At 60.1% G+C, this 12,696-nt stretch carries 11 protein-coding genes, 5 tRNA genes and 1 pseudogene; 8 read left to right on the top strand and 9 right to left on the bottom strand.

Translation table 11 applies throughout. The annotated features are described in order from the left end of the window. Positions 1-288 precede the first annotated feature (288 nt). The 7 genes from gltX to F1735_RS10290 all read left to right on the top strand — a co-directional run bounded on the left by gltX (position 289) and on the right by F1735_RS10290 (position 4,252). The gene (gene gltX, locus F1735_RS10320; protein ID WP_167236848.1) at positions 289-1,698 is read left to right on the top strand and encodes a glutamate--tRNA ligase; all 1,410 of its coding nucleotides are present in this window, start codon (positions 289-291) and stop codon (positions 1,696-1,698) included. Positions 1,699-1,762: 64 nt separating this feature from the next. Beyond that, a tRNA-Ala gene (locus F1735_RS10315) sits at positions 1,763-1,838 on the top strand. Positions 1,839-1,897: 59 nt separating this feature from the next. Further along, positions 1,898-1,973: transfer RNA gene (locus F1735_RS10310), tRNA-Glu, on the top strand. Positions 1,974-2,038: 65 nt separating this feature from the next. Further along, positions 2,039-2,114: transfer RNA gene (locus F1735_RS10305), tRNA-Ala, on the top strand. Positions 2,115-2,169: 55 nt separating this feature from the next. Further along, a tRNA-Glu gene (locus F1735_RS10300) sits at positions 2,170-2,245 on the top strand. A gap of 137 nt (positions 2,246-2,382) precedes the next feature. Then, on the top strand, positions 2,383-3,558 hold the full coding sequence (gene earP / locus F1735_RS10295) for an elongation factor P maturation arginine rhamnosyltransferase EarP (RefSeq protein WP_167236847.1): 1,176 nt from the start codon (positions 2,383-2,385) through the stop codon (positions 3,556-3,558). A gap of 118 nt (positions 3,559-3,676) precedes the next feature. After that, positions 3,677-4,252, top strand: a complete 576-nt coding sequence (locus tag F1735_RS10290; protein WP_054267202.1) for an elongation factor P — start codon at positions 3,677-3,679, stop codon at positions 4,250-4,252. Between the two features lie 66 nt (positions 4,253-4,318). Here F1735_RS10290 and F1735_RS10285 read toward each other — a convergent pair whose 3' ends face one another. The 8 genes from F1735_RS10285 to F1735_RS10250 all read right to left on the bottom strand — a co-directional run bounded on the left by F1735_RS10285 (position 4,319) and on the right by F1735_RS10250 (position 10,543). Continuing rightward, the gene (locus F1735_RS10285) at positions 4,319-4,783 is read right to left on the bottom strand and encodes a TssQ family T6SS-associated lipoprotein (protein ID WP_167236846.1); all 465 of its coding nucleotides are present in this window, start codon (positions 4,781-4,783) and stop codon (positions 4,319-4,321) included. A gap of 18 nt (positions 4,784-4,801) precedes the next feature. After that, positions 4,802-6,475 carry a serine/threonine-protein kinase gene (locus F1735_RS10280; protein WP_229505703.1) on the bottom strand — a complete coding sequence of 558 codons (1,674 nt, stop codon included), beginning with the start codon at positions 6,473-6,475 and terminating at the stop codon, positions 4,802-4,804. Beyond that, the gene (locus F1735_RS10275) at positions 6,472-7,260 is read right to left on the bottom strand and encodes a PP2C family protein-serine/threonine phosphatase (RefSeq protein WP_222852970.1); all 789 of its coding nucleotides are present in this window, start codon (positions 7,258-7,260) and stop codon (positions 6,472-6,474) included. Before F1735_RS10275 ends, F1735_RS10280 begins: the two co-directional genes overlap by 4 nt. Then, positions 7,238-7,852: a type VI secretion system-associated FHA domain protein TagH gene (gene tagH, locus F1735_RS10270; RefSeq protein ID WP_373888495.1), complete on the bottom strand. Its 615-nt coding sequence runs from the start codon at positions 7,850-7,852 to the stop codon at positions 7,238-7,240. Before tagH ends, F1735_RS10275 begins: the two co-directional genes overlap by 23 nt. Positions 7,853-8,172: 320 nt before the next feature. Further along, on the bottom strand, positions 8,173-9,582 hold the full coding sequence (dbpA, locus tag F1735_RS10265) for an ATP-dependent RNA helicase DbpA (protein WP_167236842.1): 1,410 nt from the start codon (positions 9,580-9,582) through the stop codon (positions 8,173-8,175). A 70-nt stretch (positions 9,583-9,652) separates the two neighbouring features. Further along, entirely contained in the window at positions 9,653-9,886 is a 234-nt protein-coding gene (locus F1735_RS10260; protein ID WP_167236841.1) for a hypothetical protein, read from the bottom strand. A 94-nt stretch (positions 9,887-9,980) separates the two neighbouring features. After that, positions 9,981-10,057, bottom strand: a tRNA-Met gene (locus F1735_RS10255). Between the two features lie 312 nt (positions 10,058-10,369). Further along, positions 10,370-10,543 carry a hypothetical protein gene (locus F1735_RS10250; RefSeq protein ID WP_167236840.1) on the bottom strand — a complete coding sequence of 58 codons (174 nt, stop codon included), beginning with the start codon at positions 10,541-10,543 and terminating at the stop codon, positions 10,370-10,372. Between the two features lie 566 nt (positions 10,544-11,109). On the opposite strand from F1735_RS10250, the gene F1735_RS10245 reads away from it, so the two are divergent. Continuing rightward, entirely contained in the window at positions 11,110-12,465 is a 1,356-nt protein-coding gene (locus F1735_RS10245) for a hypothetical protein (RefSeq protein WP_167236839.1), read from the top strand. Between the two features lie 111 nt (positions 12,466-12,576). On the opposite strand, the pseudogene F1735_RS10240 reads toward F1735_RS10245, so the two are convergent. Further along, positions 12,577-12,696: pseudogene (locus F1735_RS10240) on the bottom strand (IS1595 family transposase); the annotation flags it as partial.

Here is a 12,696-nt window from a genome sequence, read left to right as displayed (position 1 = left end):
CCGGGTGTTGCGGTGACTCAGGCGGGAACCCGCAGTGGTGTCAGTGTTGATGCGCTGCCCTGAACGGGCCAGCTCCGTCGTACGCGCCGTGCATGTTGTTGGAGGGATAGTTTGTTTTGCGGGCGCAACGGCGCCATCGGGCGAGTGTCGCTCAGGTGTCAGCTTCCGCAATGTCGAGCGAGGGCCTGCAGGGCGTCGAGCGCACGGCGATGTCGATGTCGTCCCTCTCTGGCACGGCGCGGCGGCGACGCTGTAAAATACTTCTCTTTATCTCAGCATACCGATCCCATGACCGTCGTCCGCACCCGTTTTGCCCCCAGCCCGACCGGCTACCTCCACCTTGGCGGCGCCCGCACCGCACTCTACAGCTGGGCATACGCCCGCCATCTCGGCGGCACCTTCGTGCTGCGCATCGAAGACACCGACGTCGAGCGTTCGACGCCGGAAGCCGTGCAGGCCATCATCGAGGGCATGCAGTGGCTCGGTTTGAGCCATGACGAAGGCCCGTTCTACCAGATGCAGCGCATGGACCGTTACCGCGAAGTACTGGCCCAGATGCTCGAAGCCGGTACCGCCTACCACTGCTATTCTTCCAGGGAAGAAGTCGACGCCATGCGCGAACGCTTCACGGCCGCCGGCGAAAAGCCGCGCTACGACGGCACCTGGCGCCCGGAACCGGGCAAGACCTTGGCGCCGGTACCTGCCGAGCGCGAGCCCGTGGTGCGCTTCAAGAATCCGCTCGACGGCGATGTCACGTGGAATGACGTGGTCAAGGGACCGATCACGATTGCCAATAAAGAACTGGACGACCTCGTGATCGCCCGTCCGGGCGGGGTGCCGACCTATAACTTCTGCGTGGCGGTCGATGACTGGGACATGCAGATCACCCACGTGCTGCGCGGCGACGACCATGTGAATAACACCCCACGCCAGATCAATATCCTCAATGCCATCGGCGCACCGCTGCCGCAGTACGGGCATTTGCCGATGATCCACGGGCCGGATGGCAAGAAAATTTCCAAGCGCGATAAGGGCGAGAAAGTAATTCCGGTTAACATCAAGGAGTATCCCGACATGGGCTATCTGCCGGAAGCGCTGCTGAACTACCTGGCGCGCCTGGGCTGGAGTCATGGCGACGACGAAGTGTTTTCGATGGACCAGTTCTGCGAATGGTTCAATACCGATCACCTGACGGCGTCGCCAGCCCAGTTTGACCTGGAAAAGCTGGCCTGGCTGAACAACCACTATATCAAGCAAGCCGACAACACCCGCCTGGCCGCGCTGGCGCGTCCGCGCATGCAAGCGCAGGGCGCCCAGTTCGACGGCGCGCCGGAACTGGCCGAGGCGCTGGCGCTGATGAAGGACCGCAGCAATACCGTCAACGAACTGGCGGACGCGGCCATGCTGTTCTATCGCACGCCGCAGCCGGACGCCGCCCTGATGACCCAGCACCTGAGCGATGCGGTCAAGCCGGCGCTGGCGCAGTTTGCCGAGCGTTGCGCCACGGTCGAGTGGACGCGCGAAGCGCTGGCCGCGATGATCAAGGAAGTGCTTGCTGCTAATACAATCAAGATGCCGGTCCTGGCGATGCCGCTGCGCCTCTTGCTGACTGGCCAGTTGCAAACGCCGGCCATCGATGCGGTGCTGGTGCTGCTCGGTCGCGAACTGGTTCTGTCGCGCCTGAACGCTGCCGCTTAAATTGTTCTGCCCGGGGCTTTGCATATTGCAAGCCCTAGTATATAATTCTGCTTCTTCGACGGACGGGGGTATAGCTCAGCTGGGAGAGCGCTTGCATGGCATGCAAGAGGTCAGCGGTTCGATCCCGCTTACCTCCACCACTAATCGAAGCAGTAGTAATGGGTTGCAGGTAGATGCCACTACCTGATTGCAGTACCGGGTCCCCATCGTCTAGAGGCCTAGGACATCACCCTTTCACGGTGAGTACAGGGGTTCGAATCCCCTTGGGGACGCCAGTTTTACCAGAGGATCGTGAAAACGGTTCTTTGTTATTCCAGCGCAGAGTAGTTCGCGTTACATGGGGGGTATAGCTCAGCTGGGAGAGCGCTTGCATGGCATGCAAGAGGTCAGCGGTTCGATCCCGCTTACCTCCACCAAGTTTTGATGTAGTCGTACATTGCAGGTAGTTGCCGCTACCTGACAACAGTTCAGGTCCCCATCGTCTAGAGGCCTAGGACATCACCCTTTCACGGTGAGTACAGGGGTTCGAATCCCCTTGGGGACGCCAGTCAGTGTGAGAAGCCGCCTTGTGCGGCTTTTTGCATTCTGCGATCGATCCGTTGATGCGGCATCAAGCAAGTCGTACACGCGCAGGGACGACGGCGCCACCGGCAGCAGCGTTACCCAACTATTCCGACAACCGACATGCCTCTCGCCAACGAACCCGCACTCACCCTCGCCCTGTTCTGCCGCGTCGTCGACAATTACGGCGATATCGGCATCTGCTGGCGACTTGCTCGCCAACTCCAGCGCGAACACGGCATCGCGGTCACCCTGTGGGTCGACGACCTGCAAAGTTTTCATCGCATATGCCCCGGGATCGACCCCGCCGCCGCGCTCCAGCGGGTGGCTGGCGTGGAAGTGTGCCACTGGGTCGACCAGGAGGGCAGCTTCACCCCTGGCGACATCGCCGACATCGTCATCGAATTTTTCGCCTGCGACATCCCGCCTGCTTACATCACCGCCATGGCGCAGTGCGAACCGCGTCCGGTCTGGTTCAACCTGGAAGGCTTGACGGCCGAGGAGTGGGTCGAAGGCTGCCACACCTTGCCATCGTCCCATCCGCGCCTGTCGCTGACAAAACACTTCTTCTTCCCTGGCTTCACCGGCAAAACCGGCGGCTTGATGCGCGAAGCGACGCTCGACGAGGAGCGCCGCCAGTTCCAGGACGATCCCGCCACGATGGCCGGATTTCTGGCGCGCTTCGGCGTCACCCAGCAAGAAATGGCGTCGACCAGGATCTCGCTGTTCTGCTATCCGCACGCGCCGCTGGCGCAGCTGTTCGCGGCCTGGCAGGGCGGCTCGCAAGCGGTCACCGTCCTGGTGCCCGACGGCGTCGCAAAAGGCGCGGTAGAAAGTTTTCTGCAAGCGCCTGCCGACCCCGGCGCGTCCCGCACGCGCGGCGCGCTGACCGTGCGCGTGCTGCCTTTTGTCGCCCAGCCCGACTACGACCGCCTGCTATGGGCATGCGACCTGAACTTCGTGCGCGGCGAAGATTCCTTCGTGCGGGCGCAATGGGCCGGGCGCCCGTTCATCTGGCATATCTACCCGCAAGACGAGAACTTGCACCACAAGAAGCTGCGCGCCTTTTTGGGGCGCTACGCCAACGGCCTCGACAGCCTGTCCGCGCTCTCGCTGTGCTGGAACGGCGCCACCCCGGACGCACCCGATCCGGCGCCGCTGTGGCCGGCCTTTTTCGCCGCTTTGCCCGAACTGCATGCGCGTGCCGGCGAATGGCGGCACCGGATGTTGGCAAACGGCGACCTCACCAGTAATTTGCTGAACTTTGCCTCTTCGCTTAGCTCATCCCGGCCCGGATAAGGTACAATATTCGGTTAATTTCTAACGTATTTTTACCTCGATCAAACGTGAGCTTCCGGCGTCATGCCAGCAGGCGACAGATGATTTTTATGCAACCCACTTTTTACGTACACTCTTTATGAAACCTGCAAAAGAAATTCGTGTTGGCAACATCATTATGGTTGACAGCAAGCCTATGATCGTGTTGCGTTCCGATGTCAACGGCTCGAGCCGCACGGGCTTCACCTACAAATGGAAGATGAAAAATCTTCTGAACAACAGCCCGATGGAAAACGTTTTCCGTGGCGACGACAAGTTCGACGTCGTCGTGCTGGACAAAAAGCCAGTGACGTACTCGTACTTCGCCGATCCGCTGTTCGTCTTCATGGATACTGAATACAACCAGTACGAAATCGAAGAAGAAAACCTGGGCGATGCGCTGCATTACCTGAAAGACGGCATGGAATGCGAAGCCGTGTTCTACGACGGCAAGGCCATCTCGGTCGAGCTGCCAACCACGATCGCCCGCAAGGTTGCTTACTCCGAGCCAGCAGTCAAAGGCAATACGTCGGGCAACGTCCTGAAAGAAGCCAAGCTTGAGAACGCAATCGAAGCGCACAGCCACTCGGTCCAGGTGCCACTGTTCGTCAGCACCGACGACGTCATCGAGATCGACACCCGCACCAACGAGTACAAGCGCGTCGTCCGTAACTGATCACGCCGCTGCTCCAAAAGAAACGCTGCCTCATGGGCAGCGTTTTTTTTGGTCGGTAGCGGGTGCTTACTTGGCTTTTTTGGCCTTGGCGAACACCGGCCCCCACAGCGGATGCCCGCTTTCGCCGGGCGCCAGCGCAAACGAGGGATCGAGCTTGAAGGCCTTGTCGAAATGCTGGCGGCACGGCGCCGGACGCGAGGTCACGCAGTAGCTAAACGCAATGTACTTGTGCGCGATCACCTGGTTGGCCTTGGAGCCGCCCGTCACATCGGCCGCGCCGAGACGCTTGATGGCGTCGTTGTACGCCCCCTGGTTATACAGCTCGATGCCTTCGCCGAGCGCCACCTGGTCGCTGCTGGGCGCCTGGGTGGCCGGCACCACGGGTGTCGGCGGGCGTGGCGTGGGCGTGCGCGGGGTGCCCGGCTTGGCGGCCGCGCTCGGCTTGTTCGGCGCTTCGGGGGTGACGCAGCCGGACAGCGCGAGGCTGCCGGCCAGTGCGGCGTACATCAGAAAGTGTTGGGATCGGTTCATGCCTCGATCTTAATGCGTTTATTTAGGCTGCGCTGTGAAATCATGTTCAATCGTGCGTGACTTGTTTTTACTGGTGTCGAGATTGACCGAAAAATCCTGGAAACCGGGATTGGCGATCCGGATTTTGTGCTTGCCGGCCGCCAGGCTCAGTTTTTTCAGGGGCGGCGTCACGCCCGCTTCCTTGCCATCGACATAGATGGTGCCCCAGGGCTTGATCGACAGCTTGTAATTGAACGATTCCGGCGCCGCTTCCGGCACCGGCTCGGCCAGCACATCGGCGGCGGCGACACCGTCGGCCGGCACGGTCGCATCGGCGACAACGGCTTCGGCCGGCACAGGTGGTTCGGCCGGCGGGGTCGCCGCAGCCACCGGCGCCGGGATGGCTGCCGGCGGCGGCAGGACGGCGGCGGGCATGGCGGGCTGGGGCTGGGCCGGCGCCACCATGATGGTGTCGGACGGCTTGGACAGCAGCGAATACAGGCCCACGCCGATCGCCGCGACCATTACCACGCCGGATGCGGCAATGCCGGTCCAGGCCGGCAAGCCCTTTTTGGCCGGCTTGGCCGGTTTGGCGGCTTTCTCGGCCACCTCCGGCTTCGGACGGCGCGAGGACTTGGCCAGCGGATCTTGTTTCGACGACGAGCCGGGCGACTTCGACAGGTTCGGCTTGGGCGGCGCGCCCTCGGCGCCAGTGGCCGGCACGGGACCGGTCGTGGCGCTGGCGCTCGCGTCCGGCAGGCGGTCGATCGTGGCGAAGCGCTGGGCCGGGCCGGTGGGGCGGGCGCGCGGCGCTTCGCCGCTGGTGTCGATGCCCAGCAGGGCGCGGAAAGCGTCGATGGTTTGCGGGCGGTCTTGCGCCAGCACGGCCAGGCCCTTGTCGATGGCTGCCAGAAACGCCTGGCCGTAGCCGGGCAGGCCGCGTTCGGCCAGCGGCTTGACCGGATCGCGCACCATGCGCGCGATCGAGGTCGCGGGCGGTTCCTTGATGATGGCGAAAAACATTACCGCGGCCAGCGCGTAGATATCGGTGTACGGGCCCTGGTCGAGCGACGCGTCGCCGGCGTACTGTTCCACCGGCGCATAGCCGGGTTTCAGGATCACGGTCAGGCCGCGCGTGCGGTCGCCGATGATCTGGCGCGCCGAGCCGAAGTCGAGCAGCACGGCGTCGCCGCTTTCCTGCACGATGATATTGTCCGGCGAAACGTCGCGGTGCAGGATTTTCATGGTGTACAGCATCTCGAGGGCGTCGAGAATCTGCTTCATCACCTTTTTACACCAGGCTTCGGTCACCAGTTCCGGGCTATGCGTGACAATATCCTTGATCGTGCGGCCATCGTAATACTGCATCGCCGTGTAGGCGGTGCGGTTCTGTTCCCAGAAACGGTGGACCTTGACCAGCGACGGGTGGTCGAACTGGGCCAGGAAGCGCGCTTCGTTGATAAAGCTTTTCAGCCCCACATTGAAGGTTTCCTGGTGCCGTTCGGCACGCACCATGATGCTGTTGTCGCTGGCGCGCGCGGCCAGCACGCCCGGCATGTATTCTTTCAGGGCCACGCTGCGCTGCAGCGAATGGTCGAACGCCATGTAGACGATGCCGAAGCCGCCTTCACCGAGCACGCCGGTGATTTCGAAGTCGGCCAGCCGGGTGCCGATCGGCAGGCAGTTTTCGGAGCCGGGGGCGAGGGCGTTCATACGATCTCGCTCTCGACACGGATGGCGTACGCAGAGAAATTGTCGCGTACCTTGTCGCTGCCTTCCAGCGCCGCCTCGGCCAGCGCACACATGGCGCTCAGCCATTGCTCACTGTTGCCCGATTCGGCCAGGGTGCGTTCCATCTCGTCTTCGTGTACCCATTCCCACAAGCCGTCGCTGCACACCAGCAAGGCGTCGCCGTCGAGCAACTGGACCGGGCCGTCGCCGAGCGCGACCGGGGTTTCGCCTTCGGCGCCGACCGCCGCGAACAGGATGTTGCGTTGCGGATGGGTGCGCAGCTGCTCGGCGCGCGCATACCCGGCGTCGATCAGTTGCTGGGTCAGGCTGTGGTCGCGCGTGACGCTGACCAGCCTGCCGTCGCGGAACAGGTAGACGCGGGTGTCGCCCAGGTGCGCCCATAAAGCGTGGGCATTGGCCTGGTCGACCAGCAGGGCGGCCACGGTGGCGCTCATGTCGTGGTTCTGCGGCTGGGTTTGTTTGTTTTTCGCCACACTGGCGATCGCGTTGGCCGTATACGACAGCAAGGCATGGGCCCCGAAGGCCGGCGCGGCGGCGAATTTCTCGAGCATGGCGTCGACCACGATGTGAGCGGCCACTTCGCCGCCCTCATGCCCACCGGCGCCGTCGGCGATGATGAAGCAGGAGATATCGCCATGCTGGGCTTCGCCGACAGCGTCCTGGTTACTGGCGCGCATGCCGATTTCGCTGATGCGGGTCCAGGCCAGCCGGATCGGATTGCGCTCAACCATTGCTGGTGCCGGCATTCGCGCGCTCGACTTCCTTTTCATAGGCGGCCAGGAAAGCCGGCCCGAAAATCGACTTGAACTGGTCTTTTGTTTCCGCCTCGGCGGTGTGGTAAGCCTGCTTGTAAGTCTTCCAGCTCTCGGCCTGGCGGCGCGAGGGAATCAGGGTGCCCATCATGCCGCCGCCCGACACTTCGGTCTCGAACAGCTCCGGCTTCAGGCGCGCCATCATGGCGCCCATGCTGGCACGGGTGCCGGCGACCATGCCTTTTTGGTGGCTGCGCAAGTCGTTGTAGGCATCGTCGAGCGACTCGAGCGGCTCCATGAAGCCGGGCATTTTCTTGCGCAGCATCTGGGTCAGCACGGTCTGGCTGTCCGGGAAGAATTTGAGTGGATTGTTGTTGCGCATCACCACCATCGTGACATCGGCCTTGACCTCTTGCTTGACCAGCGAGCGCAGGGCCAGCAAGTCGATCGTCCCTTGCAGCGAGCTGGCCATCAGCTTGCCCATCAGCTCCATTAACTCCGGCGTCAGGCCGGAACCGAGCGCATCGGCAGGAATGCCGGCGCCACGCAGGAAAGCCTGCTTCAGTGTTTCAATGTCATCAAGCACGACGTTATTATTCATGGGTGCGGGGCCGCAGGGAAGCGTCGATGTTTATCTCAAGCAATCATGCCAGATTTAACGATTAAGCGCATCACCCGGATGAACCTAATTTATGCATTTTGCCTCATGACAACGCAATTTGCCGCATCTTCCGGCATGAGCGCCATCATTGGCGTCATGCGCGCGTCCTGGCGCTGCATTTCTGGGCAGCGGGACGCGCGACACGTTTAGTGTAGCTGCATAAGTGCCTTGCCGCATAGCCCGGCTTGTCGGATGCGCAACACAATGCATTAAAGAATCGTTACCAGATGTTTCCTGGCAGACTGCTAGGCGTCGATAAAGCGCATCTTGAAGCTGCGGCCCTTGATGTTGCCGAAGTCGCGGCCCAGTTTGTTGCCCGCGTTGAGGCGCTGGAAAGCGTGCTCGGCCACATGGCGGTCGAGCGCCACATAGGTCATGAATTCGAACACATTGATCTTGCCGACCTGTTCCTTGGTCAGCCCGGCGTCGCCGGTGAGCGCGCCCAGCAGGTCGCCCGGGCGCAGCTTGTCTTTCTTGCCGCCCATGATGACCAGGGTCACCATCGGTGCCGGCGCGGCCGGCTCGCCATCGTCGGCCAGTTCGCTCAAGGGATGCCAGGCGACCGGCGCGTGCTGGTACTCTTCGATCAGCTTGACCCATTTTTTTTCGTTGGGCGCGCACAAGGTCAGCGCCAGGCCCGATTCGCCGGCGCGGCCGGTGCGGCCCACGCGGTGGATATGCACTTCGGTGTCTTTCGAGACGTCGGCATTGATCACCGCGCCCAGGTTGGCGATGTCGAGGCCGCGCGCGGCCACGTCGGTGGCCACCAGCACCGAGCAACTGCGGTTGGAAAACAACACCAGGATCTCGTCGCGCTCGCGCTGCTCCAGTTCACCGTACAGCGCCAGCGCCGAAAAGCCCTGCGCGCGCAATTCGTCGGCCAGTTCGCGGCAATGCACCTTGGTGTTGCAAAAGGCCAGCGCCGAAACGGGTTTGAAGTGCTTCAAGAGGCGGCCCACGGCCTGGTCGCGGTTGTCGAAGCCGACTTCATAGAAGCGCTGCTCGATCTGGTCGCCGCTGTGCTGGGCCTCGACCACTACTTCCACCGGGTTGCGCAGGAACGATTCGGTGGCGCGCCGGATATCGTCCGGGTAGGTTGCCGAAAACAGCAGGGTCTGGCGGCGCGACGGGCAGGCGCTGACGATGCCGGCGATTTCGTCGTAGAAGCCCATGTCGGTCATGCGGTCCGCTTCGTCCAGCACCAGGGTCTGCACCTTGGACAGGTCGATGCTGCCGCGTCCCAGGTGGTCGCGGATGCGGCCCGGCGTGCCGACCACGATGTGGGCGCCGTGTTCGAGCGAGGCGATCTGCGGGCGCATCGGCGCGCCGCCGGTCAGGGTCAGCACCTTGATATTGCCTTCGCCGCGCGCCAGGCGGCGCAATTCGTTGGCCACCTGGTCGGCCAGTTCGCGCGTCGGGCACAGCACCAGGCCCTGGACCGCGAACCAGGCCGGATTCAATTTATGCAGGATGCCGATGCCGAAGGCGGCGGTCTTGCCGCTGCCGGTCTTGGCCTGGGCGATCAGGTCGCGCCCGTCGAGCACGTGCGGCAGGCTCTTGGTCTGGATGTCGGTCATCTCGCGGTAGCCGAGCGAGTCCAGGTTGGCCAGGAACGTGGCGGTCAGCGGCAGGGTGGCGAAGGCGTTTGGATTCATGGCGTGCTCTGGCAAAAAGGGGACGGGCCCAGTCTAACAGGCAAGCTGAGAGAGGGCGGATGGCGGGGAATTACGCGGCAGCCCAGTTGGGCAGGCCGGTCAGGTCGGTATTGTCTTCGCGCCGCCATACTGGCAGGCCGCTGGCGTCGGTTTCGTCGAGCAGTTCGAGCTGTTCCTGGCGCAGGGCCGCTTTGCGCGGGCGCGGCGCGCTGGCGCGGCGCGCTTCGGCAGGGGGATGAACGAGCGGCGCAGCCGCGCCGAACCCCGGCAGATCGAAGGTCGCGTTATCTTTTTTGTCTCTCATGGGAAGCGCGGCGGACTGGCTTGAAGGCAGCAAGTCCCTTTCTAAAAACAAAAGCCCGGCTGTGTGAAGAGTCGGGCTCAGTTCAAAATGTGTTTGGTTGCGGGGACAGGATTTGAACCTGTGACCTTCGGGTTATGAGCCCGACGAGCTGCCAGACTGCTCCACCCCGCGTCTGAGCGGCGAATTATATAGAGGTTCGGCCGAATATGCAATGCCTGGGGAAAATTACTGCATCAGGGTCCAGGATGCCGGACTGCGGCGACGGCCATCACTGACATTTGCGCCGTCTTTTCTGCTGTCCGAACTTGCCGACTATCTTCAGGTGCCGATGCAACAAGGCGCGTATCTGCTCGATATCGTCGGGGTTGGGGCCGGCAGGTATATGCGATCTATCCTATTGGTATCGTAAAAGAGGGCCTAGCCCGGTAGTGCGCCGCACAGGTGGAGCGCTGGCCTCTTAGCGCGCACCGTGGCGCTTGCAGGCTACCGTTTTTCTCCTTCCGCCCAATGTGCGTTGATGCGCGCCAGGTCGTTGGCGGTGGTGCTGACGCGGCTGAGCATCGGGTGCATGGGCGCCTGATGTAGCACGAAAGGCAACTGCCGCAACACCAGCTCCTGGCGCTGCGCTTTGTACAGCACGGCGGCGCGGTCGCCCATGATTTTGAGGCGGCCTACTGTGCGGCCCCGCAAGTCGGCCCGCTCTTTCAATATAGTAGCGCCACTGAAAGATCTCATCCCCGCTTGATCTAAAAGCCACGTGCGAAAGATTGTCACCCTGGTTGCATTGCTAGGTTTATTTGATAGCGGCAGCTATATAATAAATATTGCTGGAAAATGGCATGTCAATATACTTGTGATCGACAATGGGGTGCGAAGTGATTTTCTTGTGAAAGTCGATCGACGCAGCTTCATACTGTCGTGAAGCGGGAGCGGGCTTGGATTAAAATAGGGTCACTCTCAAAAAGTTACAATCGTCTTGCAAGCACGACGATAACTTGGGGCTTTGGCTCAGTCTTGTTTGTCGCCCATTCTATTTTTTCATCCGCCTAGACTGGTATTTTTCGTCATCGATTACTTCAAGATAAATATCTGCGTACCCGGCTCCAATTTGAGGCGAGTCACAATAGAATGTTTCGATTCGTGGTTTTGCTAAACGAAATTTCATAATTGAATGGATTTTTAAAAGTGTTTTCCTTTCGCCGCGACTAAGGAGATGGGCAGCCATGAAGCCGGAAATTAAGGAGCTGAAGCTCGAAAATTTTGGAGAAACCGTTTCTTCGATATTTAGGTCATTAACTGAGAAGGAGTGGAATTTAATAGATACGTGCGCTCAATCTGAATTTTCATTTTGGCAGTTTGAACGATTGCTAAATAGTGCGGCAGATTTACTTGATCGCGCAAATGATGACCGAGCCAGTCTTTTAGGGCTCTTGGCCACCGACTTTGAAATGAGGCTCCAATTTGATTCAGTGAATCTTCATATCGAAAACGAGGAGAGACGGTATAAGATAAGTGGGGATCCAATGCAAGCGCCGATAGCTTACGCAGCCTTGAATGCGGAGCGCAATCGGCTAATTAAACGTGATGCTGACCAAATTATTGCGCAGTTTAAAGCCCAAATCGAAAACTGGCGTCTTTTCGCTGATACGGCTGATCCAGTGCGTAAATGGCAGGGCACGGCAGATCAGGCCGGGGCCACGGCGGCGTTGCAGCAGTTTAAGGTGAGTATTGAAAATAGTGCAAGGGAGGCAGAGGCCGCAATTGAGGAGCTTATGCGAGGGGTGGAGGAGACCAAGCTCGCGCGTGTGCAACACAACGCTCGCAAACATGTTCTGACAAATGGAGATATTCTCGATCCGCGTCATGAGACAGAAATAATAGCGGGGAGGATGATGATGGATTTTAATTCTGCGCTATCCCGCATTTCAGCTGCGCAAAAGGGGCTCAGTCAACTACTCGGCAGAGGTGTGATTCGTCACCGGCTCGGAGCCGCCGACAGTGCTCTTGACTCTGTCGCGATTGCTCAGAATTATGTGCGAGAGTTAATTCATTGGCACGCTCTGAAAACCCAGCATGATCAAAGTTTCACTCATGTAGTCCACCTGCGCGACAGTTGCACTAATGATCAGTGGAATTACTTTATAAACGGCAATGGAAAAATTGAGTTCCTTATAACGCGCAAAGAACTGAATCTTTGGTCATTGCCAAGATTGCGAGGTATAAGCGCGTATTTTGAAGGAAAGCAAACCAGATCAGTCGCGTTGCTGGTGAAAGCGCCTCAACAGGCAACCAGAAGTGACGGAGAGCTGATTGTCCAGGCCGACGTGCCGCCATGTTGGCTCGGACGGGTAAACAATGCCAACAGCAGCAGAGAGCCAGAGTCGAATGGGGCGATTACATTGATGAATGTCTGTCCGATACACGCGGACGGGTACTCGTGGGTGGCCGAAATGCCCAAGCCGATGCTGGCTGAAACGAGGCAGATTGAAAATATTGTCGTAGAGTTCAATTGTGTTGGAGTCCCAATTTCAAAAATTTCTGATTGGGCACCTGAAGCATTTCAGCAACTTGATTCATAGGTGATTTATGGGCAAGAAACCTGAGCCTCGGGCCGAATCGCATAAATCTGAGAGGGATCATCAATCTCACGTCGTACGCGAGTCGCACCAGAGTTTCAAAAAGCAAGGTGATTAGCGCTGATCTTCAGCTAACCGACACCACGCTTCGGTTCGGTTGCCCGTGGCGACAGCAGCGTACAAGAGGCGCGTCAAGATGGTCGACAAATCGAAGCGCCGGTTAAATCGATACTG

Origin of the sequence: Massilia genomosp. 1 (assembly GCF_011682185.1) — a bacterium.
Taxonomy (GTDB): domain Bacteria; phylum Pseudomonadota; class Gammaproteobacteria; order Burkholderiales; family Burkholderiaceae_D; genus Telluria_A; species Telluria_A rubra.
This window is presented reverse-complemented; position numbering and strand designations above follow the sequence as displayed.

Bases quoted from the DNA above. Each gene is read 5' to 3' on its own strand.
- F1735_RS10250 (WP_167236840.1), bottom strand. From the start codon at position 10,543: ATGGGCGACCGCGCCGCCGTGCTGTACAAAGCGCAGCGCCAGGAGCTG.
- dbpA (WP_167236842.1), bottom strand. From the start codon at position 9,582: ATGAATCCAAACGCCTTCGCCACCCTGCCGCTGACCGCCACGTTCCTG.
- F1735_RS10285 (WP_167236846.1), bottom strand. From the start codon at position 4,783: ATGAACCGATCCCAACACTTTCTGATGTACGCCGCACTGGCCGGCAGC.
- F1735_RS10275 (WP_222852970.1), bottom strand. From the start codon at position 7,260: ATGCCGGCACCAGCAATGGTTGAGCGCAATCCGATCCGGCTGGCCTGG.
- F1735_RS10245 (WP_167236839.1), top strand. From the start codon at position 11,110: ATGAAGCCGGAAATTAAGGAGCTGAAGCTCGAAAATTTTGGAGAAACC.
- F1735_RS10290 (WP_054267202.1), top strand. From the start codon at position 3,677: ATGAAACCTGCAAAAGAAATTCGTGTTGGCAACATCATTATGGTTGAC.
- F1735_RS10280 (WP_229505703.1), bottom strand. From the start codon at position 6,475: ATGAACGCCCTCGCCCCCGGCTCCGAAAACTGCCTGCCGATCGGCACC.
- F1735_RS10260 (WP_167236841.1), bottom strand. From the start codon at position 9,886: ATGAGAGACAAAAAAGATAACGCGACCTTCGATCTGCCGGGGTTCGGC.
- earP (WP_167236847.1), top strand. From the start codon at position 2,383: ATGCCTCTCGCCAACGAACCCGCACTCACCCTCGCCCTGTTCTGCCGC.
- gltX (WP_167236848.1), top strand. From the start codon at position 289: ATGACCGTCGTCCGCACCCGTTTTGCCCCCAGCCCGACCGGCTACCTC.